This window comes from Rhodococcus sp. AQ5-07 (assembly GCF_009707305.1).
In the GTDB taxonomy this organism is placed as follows: Bacteria; Actinomycetota; Actinomycetes; order Mycobacteriales; family Mycobacteriaceae; genus Rhodococcus_F; species Rhodococcus_F erythropolis.
The window spans coordinates 6,209,377-6,226,181 of the sequence record NZ_CP046099.1; the positions used below are offsets into that span (position 1 = coordinate 6,209,377).

Below are 16,805 nucleotides of genomic sequence, written 5' to 3' on the forward strand. Positions count from 1 at the left end.
ATGAAGGTGATGACGAACCCCCTGGTGGTTCAGTTCACGGGAATCGCCGGCGGACGTCTTGTCGGTGCGTTGATTCAGGCACTGAGTATGGTCCTACTCGCGCGTATCTCCGGTCCGTCCGGCTTTGGAATCTTCGCTGCGGCTTATGGTGTCGGACTGGTGCTTCAGACCATTCTGAACTTCGGGTTCACCCCATTTCTGGTTCGGATCCGTGCGTTGGGTGACCAGGACCCCCTCATCGCGTCGACCTTGGAGTTCTCGCGCCGCGCCAACCTGGCCGTTGGTGCATTGCTGGCATTTACCGCGGCGGTAGCCGCGGTCTTCGAGCCGAAGCTTTGGTTCGTAGTGCCGTTGACAGCTTGGGTTGTTCTGGACAATTACGTCGAGACGCTGCTCTCGCTACCACTCGCTGACGGGAATACCTGGCAGAACGCGGTGTCGTTGCTCCTCCGGCGAGCACTTGCTCTCGTTTTTGTTGCGGCGGCTTGGCTCGCAGGAGTCGACGCAGTGTTCTGGTATTCCGTGGGCCTCGCGTTCTCTTCGATGATCGCTGTCTTCGTGGCCATTCGGCTCGGACCGGCGATCACTCGTGTGAGATCGAGACGCTCGTACAAGTCGATCATCGGCAAGTCTTCGCACTTCTGGTTGAATTCCGTTGCTACTCAGACGCGCAACTTCGACGTACTGCTGGTTGGACTTGTCACGTCGCCGGCCGTCTCCGGAATCTACGGCGTGACGAGTCGTATCACCACGCCGTTGCGGCTGATTCCCACATCATTTGCGGCAGTTCTCATGCCGGCGGCGGCGCGCTCGACGACCGGGCGAATCACCCAGGGCATTCTGCGACCCGCGATGTACGTATGCATCGCAAGCGCGGTGATCTTCGGTGTGATCGCAGCTGCCATACCTGTGCTCGTTCCACCGATTTTGGGCGATGCGTACGTAGACGCAGTACCGGTAATGCAGGTCGTCTGCTTCAGTTTGATCTTCGCAGCGATCTCGTCCCAATTGAATGCGATTCTGCAAGGTACGGGCAGAGTTGAAATTGTCTCCTACATAACGGTTGTGAGCACCTTGATCTGCCTCGTCGGAATCGTGCTTGCTGCCCCCCGTTACGGGGCGCTCGGAGCGGGGTGGTCGCTCTCGCTCAGCTATGTACTTCAAACCGCATTGCTGACCTGTGTCGTTGTCGTTGCAATGAGGAGGGATCCCCATGCGTAGGTTCTTCATGAGTATCGCAGCAGCTCAGGGCAATCTGGGTGACATCGAGATACGGCGAACAGCAGTCGACTACATGCGTGAACTGGGGTTCAAACCCGTTGTCTTTTCCGGCAGTATGAGCGCGGAGTACGTCGATGCCTTCGATTGGGAACCAACCGACGAGGTCATGGATTCGGGTATCAGCTTCTGGCGAGCGATTTTGTCCGATACGGTGCGCCGAAAGCGGGCAGTGATCGTGATGGCACCTGGGCCGGCGGTTCTGGGGGCTTCAGCAGCAAGCGTCGTCAAGCACTCGTTGTTGGTGACAGTCTTTGCGGTGCTGCGCATTTTCGGTACACGAGTCCTCGTTTTGGGACGGTCGATCGAGGTGCGAAGCTCGATGGCGGCAGTACCCGAGAAGATCCTCGTCGGCGTAGCCGACGTCTACGCGGCACGTGACAAAAGGACGTGTGAGTACCTGCGAGGCAAGAGTCGGTTCTATCCCGATCTCGCGTTCCGGGCCGGCGTATCCGACGGAGCGAAGTCTGCAGGCCGAGAATCTGCGAGCCGAGAAATAGCCTTGCTTTCACTTCGGCATGACCGACCGGTGAACTACGCGGTTCTTCGGTCGATCCACAGTCAGGTCGAGGCAATCGGCTTGAATCTGGTGGCCTGCTGCCAAGTTGCCGAGGACGACAACCACAATCGTGAAGTTGCTGCAACGCTGGGTATTCAGTACGTGGGATGGGACGATGACGTGACCCATCGGCAACAGGAGTCCGCTGTCCGCGCCCTGTACGAGCGCGCTGCCGTAACCATCAGTGACCGCCTCCATGTTTTGATCCTGAGCGCTCGAGGCGGATCGATACCGGTGATGGCGGGCAGCAGTTCGGTACCGAAGCTGAGGGATTCGCTGGAACCGGTACTCGCGCCGCAGGCCTCCTGGATGGACGATGCGACGGGTGGCAGCTTGAATCTCGGGCACGACGAATCTACCCGTATCTCTCGCGGAATGGATTCCGCTGCCGCGGAACTGGAGGATTTGAGATCGCGGATCAAGGGGGCAGTAATGCCGTGAGGGTTTCTCAGTTCTGGTTGTGGGTTCGTTACTCCCACACAACACAATTCGGCCGATGACTACTCGCAGACAAGTATCTGCTTCGAGGACGGAGTTTCAAGTGAAACGTGCACTGATTACCGGAATTACAGGCCAAGACGGTTCATACCTGGCCGAGCTGTTGTTGAGCAAGGGATACGAGGTCCACGGACTTATTCGTAGGTCGTCCACGTTCAATACAGCTCGAATCGATCACATGTATGTGGATCCCCACACGCCGGATGCAAAACTGTTCCTTCACTACGGAGATCTCAGCGACGGGGCGCGTTTGGTCACTCTTCTCGCACAGATACGCCCGGACGAGGTCTACAACCTCGCAGCGCAGTCCCACGTGCGGGTGAGCTTCGACGAGCCAGAACATACCGGTGACACCACGGGAATCGGGTCGATCAGGTTGCTCGAAGCAGTCCGGATGGCTGGTCTCGAATGCAGGTTCTACCAGGCGTCCAGTTCCGAGATGTTCGGTGCGACACCGCCTCCGCAAGACGAGCAGACTCCCTTCTACCCGCGATCGCCGTACGGTGCGGCGAAGGTGTACTCGTACTGGATCACCAAGAACTACCGCGAGGCGTACGGGATCTTTGCCGTGAACGGAATTCTGTTCAACCACGAATCTCCCCGGCGAGGCGAAACATTCGTCACTCGCAAGATCACGCGAGCGGTGGCGCGGATCAAGGCCGGTCTGGAAAGCCATTTGTACATGGGCAATCTCGATGCAATCCGCGACTGGGGCTATGCGCCGGAGTACGTGGAGGGAATGTGGAGAATGCTTCAGGTCGACGAACCGGACGATTACGTGCTCGCGACAGGCGGTAACTACTCGGTCAAGGATTTCCTGACGGTGGCCTTCGAGCACGCCGGCCTGAACTGGGAAGATCACGTGCGCTTCGACGAGCGCTATCTGCGGCCGACGGAAGTAGATGCGTTGATCGGAGACGCCGGTAAGGCGGAGCAGAAGCTCGGATGGAAGGCGACTGTACATACCCCCGAACTGGCTCGAATCATGGTCGATGCGGACATCGAGGCTCTGACGTGTGAGGGCAAGCCCTGGATCGACCGTCCGAACCTGGTGGATTGGGAGCACGCTCGATGACGGGGGAGTACACGCAGAAGTCCCTCGATCGAAGCGACACGGTATACGTTGCGGGCCATCGTGGACTCGTTGGTTCAGCGATTTGGCGTCGTTTGGAAGCCGACGGTTTCAATCGCCTTGTCGGTCGCACGTCCGCCGAACTCGATCTTCGCGACCGCGGTGCCGTATTCGAATTCTTCGCCGCTGAGAGGCCGAAGAACGTGGTCCTCGCGGCAGCCAGAGTGGGCGGGATACTGGCGAACAGCACACTGCCGGTGGACTTCATCTCCGACAACCTTCGCATCCAGGTGAACGTGATGGACGCGGCGGCCGAATTCGACGTAGATCGCCTTCTATTCCTCGGATCATCCTGCATCTACCCGAAATTCGCGCCTCAACCGATTCGCGAAGAGTATCTACTGACCGGTCATCTGGAACCGACGAACGATGCATATGCCATCGCAAAGATCGCGGGAATCCTGCAGGTACAGGCTGTTCGCAAGCAGTTCGGGCGACCGTGGATCTCCGCGATGCCGACGAACCTCTACGGCCCGGGTGACAACTTCTCTGCCAAGGGCTCTCATGTGCTGCCGGCCCTCATCAGGCGCTTCGACGACGCGCGCCGTGATGGAGCTGCGTCAGTCGTGAACTGGGGCAGCGGGACGCCGAGGCGCGAGTTTCTCCACGTCGACGACATGGCGGATGCCTGCCTTCATTTGCTCGACCACTATGACGGAGCAGAACACGTCAATGTTGGTACGGGCGAGGACCAGAGTATCGCGGAGATTTCCGCGATCGTGGCGGACGAGATCGGGTTCGACGGCGAGATCGAATGGGATCACTCGAAACCTGACGGGACGCCGCGGAAGTTGCTTGACATCGGGAAGCTTCGAGATTTGGGGTGGCAGCCCAGGATTGATCTTCGTGCGGGGATCGCATCGACCGTGGAGTGGTATCGACAGAATGTCGATTCGATCAGGACATGAAGTACTACAGCATTATTCGACGTAAACCCGACTTCGACAGGCAGACATCGTTATGACTTCTCGTATTGCGGTATTCGGCACCGGCTACCTCGGGGCGACACATGCAGCTTGCATGGCCGAGTTGGGTCACGAGGTTCTCGGGGTGGATGTTGATCCGAACAAGCTCGCTATGCTCGAAGCCGGGGAGGTTCCCTTCTACGAACCGGGCCTCGAGGAAGTGCTGCGCCGCAACATAGCCGCGGGACGTCTTCGATTCACGGCTTCCTACGAGGAGGCCGCAGAGTTCGCCGACATCCATTTCCTCGGCGTCGGTACGCCGCAGAAGAAGGGGGAGTTCGCGGCCGACATGCGTTTTGTCGATTCGGTGATCGAGACGCTTGCACCCCTCTTGACCAGGCCGACCGTCATTTTCGGGAAATCAACTGTGCCAGTGGGTACAGCAGAGCGATTGGGTTCGCGGGCACGGGAACTGGCCCCTGCCGGACAAGACGTCGAGGTGGCGTGGAACCCGGAATTTCTCCGGGAAGGCTACGCGGTGAAAGACACGCTTCACCCGGACCGGCTTGTGCTCGGGGTCGACCGTAATCGACCCGGACGTGCGGAATCGGTTGCGCGTGAAGTGTACGAGCAGCTCTTGAACGAAGGTATTCCCTTCGTTGTGACCGACCTTGCGACTTCGGAGTTGGTCAAAGCGTCAGCCAATGCATTTCTGGCGACGAAGATCTCGTTCATCAATGCGATCTCGGAGGTGTGCGAGGCGTCGGGCGCGGATGTGACCGTTCTTGCCGATGCCATCGGCCACGACGAGAGAATTGGTAGGCGATTCCTCAACGCCGGAATCGGTTTCGGTGGTGGCTGCCTACCTAAGGACATCCGTGCTTTCATGGCACGTGCGGGTGAGCTGGGAGCAGACCAAGCACTCACTTTCCTACGCGAAGTCGACAATATCAACATGCGTCGTCGTACTCGGATGGTCGAACTGGCTCGAGAAGCGTGTGGTTCTCTACTCGGAGCCAATGTGGCGGTTCTCGGTGCAGCCTTCAAGCCTGACTCCGACGACGTGCGCGACTCACCTGCGCTGAACGTTGCCGGCCAGATTCAGCTCCAAGGCGCTGCCGTCAATGTCTATGACCCGAAGGCCATGGGAAACTCGAAGGCGTTGTTCCCCACCCTCACTTACACTTCGAGTGCACTTGACGCGTGTGCAGGGGCTGATGTCGTCTTGGTTCTGACCGAGTGGACCGAGTTTCGAAAGTTGTTGCCGTCGGATCTCGAAGCGGTCGTCCGCAAGAAGGTCATCATCGACGGACGTAACTGCCTGGAACCGACCACCTGGCGCGACGCAGGGTGGACCTATCGAGGTCTTGGAAGGCCGTAGATCGGTGAAACCCTCAGCGAGGGATGGTTATTGCACGGCGTCGAGGGGAGTGCCCGCGTGTCTGGGACGAAGGTCCGTCAGTAGATGAACTGTTCCGGTGTGGAAACTTCGATCGCCGCCCGTCGATTTCGGGGCGAGTGGTGTTTGCCCTGTTCGATTGGTGTGCACCGGCTTCCGGTGGCGGCGGGCGTTGTTCGATGTTCGCGGACTTTGGTCCTACGGCCGGCTGAGGGTGTGTGATCTTCGCGTGGTCGGCACATTCGGCTGGCGAAATCGAGGGGTTTCGATGCTGCGTTGCGGTGGTGAAAAGAACCACGACACAGTAGAGTTCAGCCTGGCTGCACGTTACGTCCGCTCTCTTCGATGTGCAGTGAACTCCAGGTGGCGGTGTCGGCCGATGAGGCTGACGAAGAGAACTGGACCCGATGTCCGTGTCGCAGGTTCGCCGCTGCGTCAACATGTAGTCGTGCCGTCAAGTGTGGACCACGAACTGAGATGCGTGAGATGCCACGAAGGTTTCTTGTCCCTGCCTGTTTCGGGATCGACCACTCTGTGACGCAGGGACGCGCGATAAAAAGATTGGCTGCCTCGTTCAGCCTGGATTGAGTGCAGCGGCTCGACAAGCGGCTGTCGATTACTACTCGAATACGTACTACGTGCTCGAGCCGAAGGAGATTCGACGATGGATGTACGGGACTACCTGAAGATCTTGCAGGCACGGTGGAAAATAGTCGTTGTCGTCACCGTGGTTGTGATCTTGGGCGCTTTGGGTGCCTCGTTGATTGCGACACCGGTCTACCAGGCTTCCACGCGCCTGTTCGTGTCGACTTCCACTGGAACGACCGTGAACGAGGCTTACCAAGGCAACCAGCTTTCACAGCAGTTGGTCACCTCCTACGCCAAGCTCCTCACTGGGGAGACGCTCGCGCAGCGAACAATCGATGCAGTGGGGTCAGATCGATTGGGTGGGCTGTCCGCGGCGGAGATCTCGTCGAAGGTGACCGCCACATCGGCGCCGGATACTGTACTTCTCGATTTGAGCGTGCAAGATGCGTCGCCTGAACTGGCACGCGAAATCGCAAATGCGCTGTCGGACGAGTTTGTCGTGATGGTCAAAGATCTGGGTACGCCCGCGAATGGTGGCACAGCGCCGGCGCGCGTCGTTGTCGAGCAGCGAGCACAAACTCCCGCGGAACCGGTGTCGCCGAAGACTTCGCGGAACGTGGCGCTCGGTGCCGCGATCGGGCTTCTGCTGGGGATCGGATTGGCTGTCGTGCGTGATCGCCTGGACAACACCGTCAAAGAGCGCAAGGTGGTCGAAGACATCGCCGGCGCGGCGATGGTGGGAACAATTCCGTTCGACAAGGAACGCGAAGTTCATCAAGCGATCAACTTCCACGAGGGCAACTCCGCAAGTGCCGAGGCGTACCGCGAACTGCGAACCAATCTGCAGTTCCTGGCCGTGGATCGTCCACCGAGTGTCATCGTCGTCACGAGTTCTCTTCCCTCCGAGGGAAAGACCACGACCGCGGTGAACATCGCACTCGTGCTGGCCGAGGCAGGCAAGAAGGTGTGTCTCGTCGAAGGTGACCTCCGCAAGCCTCGCGTTTCGAAGTACCTTGGACTTATCGGAAGCGTCGGTTTGAGCTCGGTCTTGGCTGGGCAAGCAGAGCTCGACGACGTACTTCAAGTCACGAGCAACGCTGACCTGACGGTTCTTGCTTCAGGTCCGATTCCCCCGAACCCGAGCGAACTGCTGGGGACTGACACTGCCCATGCAGTCTTTACCGATCTCCGCAGAAGGTTCGACTACGTCATCATCGACGCCTCGCCGTTGCTTCCGGTTACGGATGCTGCAGTGCTTTCAGCGCTGGCGGACGGTGCGCTCGTGATTGCTCGTCACGGCTCGACGAAGAGGGATCAGCTGAGCAGGGCGGTCGGCAATCTCCACAGTGTGGGCGCGACAATTCTCGGCACTGTCATCACGATGACCCCGCTGAACGGTCGTGGTGTCTACGAGTACAAGTACTACTACGATTCCGATCCGGTTGTCGCAGACGTGGCCGTGGGAGGTTCCGTGGACAGCAATCCAGTCGGCGAACGAAGGGTAACGTCGACAGTCAACTGATCTGGTCGTACGTTAAATCCCGACGCCTCACAGGGCCCTCGAGCAATGCTCGAGGGCCCTTCTCTATGTGGTGAATCGGACGCAATTCACTAGTCGGGTCCTCTGAGTCTGCGACGCTGCGGTCTGACCTGTCCTACTTGACCGGTGCCGCTGTGGCTTTCATCTGGTTGCGCCTGACGTGCCGTTGTGGGCTTCCTGTTGGAGTCGTGTGACGAGTATGGCGGACCGCAGGCGGACCAGCACGGTTCGGCGATTGGAGTTGCGCAACGTCTAGATCTCGGTTTGGCATCCCGTGCTGGATTCAGGCAGTGGGTGCAGTAGCTGTTGGCGCAGCCAGAGTCGTGGACGGGGCCCGACATTGTCCCGGCAACCAACTGGTGGATCGCTCGCGGCGGCCGGTATCTCGGTGCTATCCAGATGCCGCACAGCATGAACGAGATCTTGGCCGATGTCGGTGGTCATATCGGCTATGGAGTTCGGCCGCCGGAACGCCGGCAAGGTATCGCGTCGACGGCTCTGCAGGAGATGCTCACGTATGCCACACAACCGGTGGGCCTCGGTCGAGTCCTGATTGCCCGCAACGAGATGAACGTGGGTTCACGCAAGGCCATCGAGGTTTGCGGGGGTCTACTCGCGAGCGTGCGCCCAGCTGATCAGTCGACCGCAACCTCGGCTGTTCGAGAGACACGCTCCGCTACTGGGCACCAACGAGCATGTCGAGCGTCAGTTGACCTATACGCGGCCGCGCACACTTGCCATGGCCGCGCACGCTTGCCATGGACATAGCCGTCGGTAGCGGTCGCCCCGCTTTGTAGTCGAACGGCTGCACAATTCCCCCTTCTCGAATTGGATTGTGCTGCAAATCTTTCTGCACCGCATAGACGGTCAGTGGCGGTCCAGGCTCCTCCTTTCGCATGTCTGAATTCTCGGTGTCGCCCGATCGTAGGTTCGCGCATTGCCGGCCAGTCGTAAGTAAAGCGCGCAGAGGCCAAGTGCCGGACAATCGTCCAGGTCTGAGGCGACGCCGAACGCATCAAAGTATGGTTTGCAGAGCGATTACCAACTGCGTGCGGGTTTCCGTCCAAACGTGGAGTCCAATTGGCCAAGCCAATGAAAACTATAGGTACGCAATGGTAATGGCGATGAATGGTCTCACCTTCCTGATTGGAGGGTGAATAACTGATCTCAATGCTGGCGACCGGAAGAAGTTCGGGAAGCGCTATTGCCACACTGTCCGGAATGTGGCAAACTCCTCACTGGTACTGACCAGCTAGCCGAAAAATTGCCAAGGCGTGAGTCCTGACAATATCGAGGCTGGCGACGTCAGCGGGCGAGGAGAAATCGCCGATCGTCCTGTGTTTGGGTCGTTAGTGGACTCTGCTTCAATCATGGGGTGTGAGCTGCGGCAATGCCGCATAAATCGACAGTTGGGCCGAGGCCTGACAACAGTCGCCGGGTTAACTGCAAGGCGCACGTAATGCGACCATTCGCACTGAACGCAGCAATGCGGAGCAGTTGCTTCGCTGTCGAAGTTTCGGGATTCGGCAAGGCGGTCCGACGGACCTCGGCCGGCGAACAGCTTCAGGCCGAATTTTGTGCATGGGGAAAGGTTTCTGAACACATGACGGTTCTCGAGATGGCCGCGCCCACGAAAGAACGGCCACAACAACACCGACGAGTAGCGCCCGAGAGGGCTGGTGGAGTTTCCGCACGCAGGAAATGGCAATCTGCGTATCTTCGTTGTCTGGCGATCACCGACACGATCATTGTTGCGGCAGTTGTGTTTCTGGCTCAATGGTGGCGATTCGGTAGCGACGCGGACGTCGTCGACGGTGAAGCATTCGGCCATTTCAGCTACACCGCACTGTCTTTCGCCCTGATTATCGGCTGGTTCGCCGTATTGAGAGTATTTCGCACCAGATCTCCTCGCGTGATCGGAAGCGGCCCTGAAGAGTACCGATTGATCGCTGTCGGAACGCTCCGCCTGTTCGGACTGATTGCGATTGCCAGCCTTCTCCTTCACCTGGAGATCGCGCGCCTGTACCTCGCCGTGGCGTTTCCGATGGGATTGACCGCCTTGATCGCGAGTCGTTGGATCTGGCGACGGGTGATTGCTCGTGAGCGAGCCCGAGGTGAATTTCGAACTGCCGTACTTGTGGTCGGTGTGCGAGGGGCGGTTGTCGATCTTGCACGCAACCTCGAGCGCGACGATGCCCATGGATACCGAGTCGTCGGAGTCTGCGTACCTGGCTACGGAGGAGACGTGGGCGAAGTTGTCACAGTGAACGGTCGGGACATTCCGGTGCTCGGAGACGAGCACAGTGTCGCGGACGCAATCGATCAGGTCGGTGCCGACACGGTGGCAGTGACGGCGTCGGAGCGATTCGGACCGGAAAGGCTGCGCACGTTGGCCTGGGATCTCGAGCGCGATCATGTGGACCTTGTTGTTGCACCAGGGATTCTGGATGTGTCCGGACCGAGGCTGTCGATGCGCCCGGTCGCTGGATTTCCGCTGATCCATGTCGAGCGTCCGCGCTATCACGGCGCGCAGAAGTTCACGAAGACGACCTTCGACATCGTCTTCTCGACCGTGGTACTCGCCGTGATCAGTCCGGTGCTTCTGGCGGCTGCGATCGCAGTCAAGCTCACGAGCAAGGGGCCGGTTCTGTACAAGTCCGAGCGGATGGGGTTGGACGGGCAGCCGTTCCCCATGCTCAAGTTCCGCTCGATGGTCCAGAACGCGGATTCTCAAGTCACGGCGCTGATGAAGGAGAACGAAGGCGCCGGAGTGCTTTTCAAGATGCGAGATGATCCGCGTGTGACGACGGTCGGTCGCTTCATGCGTCGGTACTCGATCGACGAGTTGCCCCAGTTCGTCAATGTTCTTCGGCGCGAGATGAGCGTCGTCGGACCGCGGCCACCGCTTCGGCGCGAGGTCGAGATGTACGACGGTGCGGTCAGTCGCCGGCTACTGGTCAAGCCCGGTGTCACCGGTCTGTGGCAAGTCAGCGGACGTTCTGATCTGTCGTGGGAAGACACTGTCCGCCTTGATCTTTCCTACGTCGACAACTGGTCGATGATGGGTGACGTCATGATCGTCGCGAAGACGCTCAAGGCGGTGGTGGGAAGTGATGGCGCCTACTGACAAGAATGCGGCACCGGCGCCTTGCGAAAATGAGGCACCGAACAATCCGCTGATCTTGCGAACGGCATTGGTGATCGCGGTCATCGGCGCGACCGGAGCCTTTCAGGCCTACACGCAGAAGACAGCGCTCGGATCGTTGCTCGTACACGGTTCGGCTGTTCTCTCGGCGACACTCGCGTTGGTCTACTTCCTCGACCGGCGATACTCACGCAACGCGTCCTGGCCTGTCTTCACGCTTCTGATCGCGGCCGGCGTTCCGGCAACCAGCTGGTACTGGTCGACGTTGCCCCGGAACTCCGTCGTCGCCGGCATCGTCATCGTGTGCCTGGCGATCACGGGAATCATGGTCGCCCGCGAGTTGACCTTCCCGGTGCGAGTGCGGACTGTGGCCGTCACCTTGCTGGTACTACTCGTGCTGTCGCTGATGGTCGTGGTCCTCGACCCTTCGACCGGCATCGATGTGGACACCCGCACTGTTGCCTATCGCGGAATCTTCACGCACAAGAATACTTTGGGCCGAATGGCTGCGATCGAAGTTGTCCTTGTTGCTGTCATGCTCATGCTTCCCGACGTCAAGCGTATTCCGTGGGTGGCGGCGTTGGCTGTTGCCGGCATCGTGTTGTTCGAAGCCCGGAGCCAGACCAGTCTCGTCGCTGCAGGGATTGCGCTGGCGACAGTGCTTGCTCTGAAGTGCCTTCGACGGACACCTAACGCTCGCCTCGCCTCGACGGTGATCATCGGGCTGTACATCGGGGTGTCCGGCGCGATGAAGGTGCTCGGACCCGATGTCGCAGCGCTACTCTCGCGAGATGTCACGTTGACCGGCCGGCTGCATCTCTGGACGGTATCCGAGTACTACGCCGAACAGCGGCCCCTGCTCGGATGGGGCTTCGGCTCGGTCTGGGCACCTGACAGCGTTGTCGGACAGATGATCCGGTCCAAGCTGTCCTTTCCGGCGACCAGCGCGCACAACGGAATGCTCGACATTCGTCTCCAGATCGGTTGGATCGGATTCCTGCTGCTGTTGGCCGGCTATTACCTGCTTCTGAACACGGCGCTCGGGCGAGCTCGCAGCAGAACGGAGTACATCGCCGTCGTCGCGACCATGGTTCTCGTCTTCTCGATGGACTTGACGGAGTCGACGCTCTTCTTCGGCGCCATGTGGCTGATCGCATGGGTCTTCCTGGCGCCGTACGGACCCTCGACGCACCGCTCTCACAGTGCAGGCAACGCCGAATTGTCGATCCGTAGGGGTCGTGCGTACGGGTTCGCTCCGGAGCGAAGAGGAGGTCAGTGAGATGTACAAGTCGTTCGATGTGGCGCGTTCGAAGCCTGAAGTGAACCCGACGTCCGCCGGTGGATCCACGCCGCCGAAAGCCTTGATGTTCCATGCGATCTATCGGAATCCGGGTGGTGAGGAGCAGAGCTTCGCGAACGAATCCAAGCTCCTCGAGTCGATCGGATACGAGACGGTTCAGTGCACCACCGAGAATTCCAAGATCTCCCGGGGACCGTGGGCGGCAGTCACCGCAGTGTTCAGTCCTCGAGTACTCGTCGATGCGTTGCGCATCATTCGTTCGGAGCGACCGGACATCGTCTACGTGAACAATCTCTGGCCGGCGTTCTCGGCTTCGTTGCTCGTGGCCGCACGAACCGCCGCAATTCCCACGTTGCAGGCGGTTCGGAACTATCGCCTGGCCACACCGTCAGCCAAGTTGCGCGCAGATGGCACGTGCACCGAATGCGGTTCCACCAATTACTTCACGAGTTGTGTCCGCAACGGATGCTACGGAAACAGCCGACTGCAGAGCCTTGTCTGCTACCTGAGCGCTGCGGCGGTCAAGCTGAGCGTCTTGGGGTGGAAGCAGCACAGGTTCGTCGCAACGAGCGCAATGACAGCACGTCTGGTCGAGGGACGACTGATCGATTCTGGTCGCGTCGTGGTTCGTCCGAACTTCGGATTCGAAGAAAATGAACCCGAGTTCCGGAGCACTGATTCGGTTGTGTGCGTCAGCCGACTGACACCGGAGAAGGGCGTCCTGGACTTGGTGCGCAACTGGCCGCAGGGCGCTGGAAGTCCCTCGCTCACAGTTCTCGGTGACGGACCGCAGTACGGCGAGATCTCCAGCATAAGCGCAGCTCTCGACAACGTCACGCTGGCCGGATTCACTTCACACGAAGATGTGATCGAGATACTCCGCGACAGTGCGGCGTCCGTGGTGCCGTCTCAATGGGCAGAACCGTTCGGGCGGGTTGCGATCGAGTCGATGTCGGTTGGCACCCCGGTCATCTACGCAACCAGCGGTGCACTCGCGGACATCGTCGGACCGGGCGGAACGCCTCTCCATACCTTGGAAGAGTCGTCGATACGCGAGGCCCTCGACCGAATCTTCGGAGCGGACGACCGATCGGCGATGCGCAGATCCGCTTATCGTCACTACTCGAATCGCTTCACATCGAGCAAAGCGGCGACGTCGATGCGTGAGCTCATCAACGAGGTGAGATCGTGAACGATCGCACTCGGCATGTGACATTCATGGCCGATCAAGGGCTTTCGAGCGTCCTCACTTTTGTCGTTCTCACCTCGGTGGCACGACTCGGTGGTCCGATCGAAGTCGGCCAGGTTGCCGTGATTCAATCGGCGGGTCTGTTGGCACTGGCACTGGGGAGAGCGATCGGCGTCGACGTCTGGCTGTCGCGAGGGGCGGGGTCCGACGAGCGTGGACCGGCGTTGGCACCCACGATCGTGCTGGCGGCGGTATCGGTGACATCGGTGTGGGCACTGTTCCTGATCGCCGGCTCGGACTCGATGAATCTCACGGTATACGCCTTGGCTGCAGCTGGTTTCGTGGTTTTGGACGTGATACGCACGATGCTGATGCACGACGGAGCGAGTTGGATCTCTGCGTCGATACAGATCGTGACACTCTCGTTCGTCCTTATTGCAGCTTTCCTGGTCGAGAATCTGACACTTGCACTCGTGACCTATACGGTCGGTGTATTCGTCGCGCTCGCGCTCGGTCACGCATCCATGCGTCTGGTACCGCCGGTGCCGTCGGTCAGGTACTCGCGCACTCACCGATATAGATCCGTGCCGTTTGCGATCGAGATATTGATGGGATCAGCTGCGCAGCAGGCGATGTTCTTGATACTCACCGTGGTGGCGTCGATCTCGATGATCGGTGAGATCAGAACTGCCCAGACACTGCTCGGTCCACTGTCCTTGATGTTCGCGGGCATCTCGCCAATTCTGATGCGTAAGTTCGGCAGTGGTGTCGAAGCGAGGAGCGCGAGCGAGTGCATGGCACTCGGCCGCCGAGTGGGCTTGCAGATCTTCTGGGTTTCGATCATCTGCGTTTCGCTGATCTGTCTCACGCTCGAGATTCGACTCTCGGGAGTGCGATTGATGGATCATCTGGTCGGGCCGCACTTTCCGAACTTGATACCGGTCATTCTGCTGTGCGGGTTGGCGGTGGCGTTCAACGGGATTCTGCTGGGAGTCGGCACGTCGATCCGCGTCGTGGACAAGACGGGAAACCTCAACAGATTTCGCGCCTTGCTGTTGCCTCTACAGTTTCTGATCGTTCTCGGGGCAGGACTGACCGACAGCGCCGTGCACGTCGCAGGAGCATTGGCCGCGTCGGCGTGCGTCAGCGCGAGCGTCGCACTCCTGGTCTCGATGAACCGTGGCGCCCGACCGAAAGTTGACCTCTCATGAAGAATCCCAGCGGCGTCATAGTGGCGATTCTGACCTTCCGTCGCGAATCGGAACTGGCTGTATGCATCGACAGCGTCCGGGCATCGATCCAGGCTTCCAGTGTCTCCGCCCAGGTCGTAGTAGGCGACAACGATCCGGAATCCACCACACCGACGTATGTTGCCGACGGGACCGAACGACTGCATCTCGGATTTGGCGGGGTATCTCCGGCGCGACGTGCGCTGGTCGATCTCGCCCGTGCACGAGATCGTCGTTACATCGTCTTCGTCGACGACGACGAGTACGTCGATGTCGACTGGCTGTCGAATCTCCTCACCTGCGCCGCAGATTTCGACGCAGGTGCTGTGGCCGGTCCTGTGATTCCGGTGGGTCTGCCTGCCTCAGAACTTCCATTGCACACTCGCGTTCGCCATTCGACCGGCACCCCGGTTGCGTCTGCAGGCGCTGGAAATCTGTTGTTGGACCTGAAGACTTTGAACGGCTTGAACTTCAGTGACGACTGGGATCTACCTGGCGGCGAGGACACCGAGTTCACGCTCAGGATGAGCGCCGGCGGTGTCCGGTTGTTGTGGTGCGACGAGGCGCTTGCGTACGAACCCGTCGACGAGAATCGGCGTCGGGACTCCTGGCTCTTCGCCCGGTATGTCAACAACGGACGAATCCTCGCGGTCTGTCAGGGACAGCTCGACCTGCCACTGTTGACGGCTCAGAGTGCCAAACGCGCTCTGCTCGTACTCGCGTCGGCGACGTTGATCCCCGTTGCCCTGATCAGTCCACGGATCAAACGCGTGGTTCTCGACCACGGTGCACGCAACATCGGTTGGTTCTCAGAGCGATTCAGCCGCCGCGATTCTCGGACGCCGCGCGCACAGAGGCTGGTGGTAGCGCGATGACACGGTTGTTGATGACGGCATACGCCTGCGATCCGAATCAGGGGAGTGAATCCGGTGCGGGTTGGGCGCTTCTCTCGGCGGCTTCCGAACTGTGTGAGTCGATCACGGTGGTGACTCGCTCCGGTGAGGCTCCCGCATTGGAATCGGAGTGTGAAAAGCTCGGTTGCGAAGTTCGTGTCGTGCGAATAGCGACTTTGACCGCGGAAGAAGCCGGATCGTACGGTCGCTACCTCCGATGGCTCTGGCGCACTTCAGTGTTCGTTCGGCGTGAAGCGGCAAACTTCGACGTCCTGCACCATGCAACGTTCGCCTCCGACTGGCTGCCTCCACCGGTGCTGTTCGGTGGAGCCGGCGGCGCACGACTCGTATGGGGGCCTGCCGGGGGCAACACCTACCCGCCGATGCCGCTCGCCAAGCGCGTCGGTGTGCGGTATCTGGCATCCACGGTAGTTCGAACCTGCTCGACGAAAGCCGTTCGGTCACTGACACATATCTTCATGGCCGGACGAGTTGACACTTTCATCGCGATGAACTCCGACAGCGGACGTGGCGCACCGCGGGCACGCAACGTCGTCATCCAACCCAATTGTGTTCTGGACTACGACGGAATCGAGAAGCAAGCGGTACCCAGGCCGAAACGAAGGCTCTTATTCGTAGGAAGACTGCTGCAGTACAAAGGAATCGACCTGATTCTGGACGCGCTCGAGCATTTGGGCACCGAGTGGTCCATGACCTTTGTCGGGGACGGACCCGCCCGCGGGCGGATCGAGAAGTCGCTTCCGTATCGGCGCGGTCAGGTCACGCTTCGCGGGTGGCGCGACAGATCGGAAGTGGTGGGCGAGATGGGGTCCTCCTCCGTTCTGCTCTTCCCGAGCATGCACGATTCGGGCGGCTGGGTGGCGGCCGAAGCGGCTGCGGTTGGCCTCCCGGTGGTCTGTTTGGATCTCGGCGGTGTGCCGACACTGGCCGGTAGGAACGCCGTGGCGATCCCGGTTGCTCCGGCGTCGACTCTCGCCTCTCGTATCGCTCGATCGGTTGTCGAGACAGAACTTTCTTTCTTTGAACCGCAGCGTGATTGGACTCGATCTCGGATGAAATCGGTCTTGTCGCGCAGCTACGGCCAGTGCAATGAACGTCAACAAACGAACTCGAAGAAGTGGTGAGACAG

Annotated in this window: 13 protein-coding genes; all 13 read left to right on the plus strand. The window is 59.7% G+C overall.

The window, feature by feature from the left end:
- Positions 1 to 9: 9 nt before the first annotated feature.
- A complete protein-coding gene (locus GJB56_RS28845) occupies positions 10 to 1,221 on the plus strand; it encodes a lipopolysaccharide biosynthesis protein (RefSeq protein ID WP_158510647.1) in 1,212 nt (403 codons plus the stop codon).
- 7 nt (positions 1,222 to 1,228) lie between these two features.
- Positions 1,229 to 2,278 carry a polysaccharide pyruvyl transferase family protein gene (locus tag GJB56_RS28850; protein ID WP_162793407.1) on the plus strand — a complete coding sequence of 350 codons (1,050 nt, stop codon included), beginning with the start codon at positions 1,229 to 1,231 and terminating at the stop codon, positions 2,276 to 2,278.
- 100 nt (positions 2,279 to 2,378) lie between these two features.
- Complete coding sequence (gene gmd, locus GJB56_RS28855; RefSeq protein WP_172933229.1) at positions 2,379 to 3,410, plus strand: GDP-mannose 4,6-dehydratase; 1,032 nt, start codon at positions 2,379 to 2,381, stop codon at positions 3,408 to 3,410.
- Entirely contained in the window at positions 3,407 to 4,375 is a 969-nt protein-coding gene (locus GJB56_RS28860) for a GDP-L-fucose synthase family protein (protein WP_042951021.1), read from the plus strand. The genes gmd and GJB56_RS28860 overlap by 4 nt, the downstream gene beginning before the upstream one ends.
- A gap of 52 nt (positions 4,376 to 4,427) precedes the next feature.
- Positions 4,428 to 5,753: a UDP-glucose dehydrogenase family protein gene (locus GJB56_RS28865; RefSeq protein ID WP_019747430.1), complete on the plus strand. Its 1,326-nt coding sequence runs from the start codon at positions 4,428 to 4,430 to the stop codon at positions 5,751 to 5,753.
- Positions 5,754 to 6,435: 682 nt separating this feature from the next.
- Positions 6,436 to 7,881 carry a polysaccharide biosynthesis tyrosine autokinase gene (locus tag GJB56_RS28870; RefSeq protein ID WP_113682276.1) on the plus strand — a complete coding sequence of 482 codons (1,446 nt, stop codon included), beginning with the start codon at positions 6,436 to 6,438 and terminating at the stop codon, positions 7,879 to 7,881.
- A 417-nt stretch (positions 7,882 to 8,298) separates the two neighbouring features.
- Positions 8,299 to 8,667, plus strand: a complete 369-nt coding sequence (locus tag GJB56_RS28875) for a GNAT family N-acetyltransferase (RefSeq protein ID WP_326839313.1) — start codon at positions 8,299 to 8,301, stop codon at positions 8,665 to 8,667.
- Positions 8,668 to 9,502: 835 nt separating this feature from the next.
- A complete protein-coding gene (locus GJB56_RS28880) occupies positions 9,503 to 11,026 on the plus strand; it encodes a sugar transferase (RefSeq protein ID WP_195849570.1) in 1,524 nt (507 codons plus the stop codon).
- A complete protein-coding gene (locus tag GJB56_RS28885; protein WP_113682278.1) occupies positions 11,013 to 12,323 on the plus strand; it encodes an O-antigen ligase family protein in 1,311 nt (436 codons plus the stop codon). Before GJB56_RS28880 ends, GJB56_RS28885 begins: the two co-directional genes overlap by 14 nt.
- A 1-nt stretch (position 12,324) precedes the next feature.
- Positions 12,325 to 13,536, plus strand: a complete 1,212-nt coding sequence (locus tag GJB56_RS28890) for a glycosyltransferase family 4 protein (RefSeq protein ID WP_113682439.1) — start codon at positions 12,325 to 12,327, stop codon at positions 13,534 to 13,536.
- A complete protein-coding gene (locus GJB56_RS28895; RefSeq protein WP_113682279.1) occupies positions 13,533 to 14,744 on the plus strand; it encodes a hypothetical protein in 1,212 nt (403 codons plus the stop codon). Before GJB56_RS28890 ends, GJB56_RS28895 begins: the two co-directional genes overlap by 4 nt.
- Complete coding sequence (locus GJB56_RS28900) at positions 14,741 to 15,637, plus strand: glycosyltransferase family 2 protein (RefSeq protein WP_113682280.1); 897 nt, start codon at positions 14,741 to 14,743, stop codon at positions 15,635 to 15,637. Before GJB56_RS28895 ends, GJB56_RS28900 begins: the two co-directional genes overlap by 4 nt.
- A complete protein-coding gene (locus GJB56_RS28905; RefSeq protein WP_113682281.1) occupies positions 15,634 to 16,800 on the plus strand; it encodes a glycosyltransferase family 4 protein in 1,167 nt (388 codons plus the stop codon). The genes GJB56_RS28900 and GJB56_RS28905 overlap by 4 nt, the downstream gene beginning before the upstream one ends.
- Positions 16,801 to 16,805 lie beyond the last annotated feature (5 nt).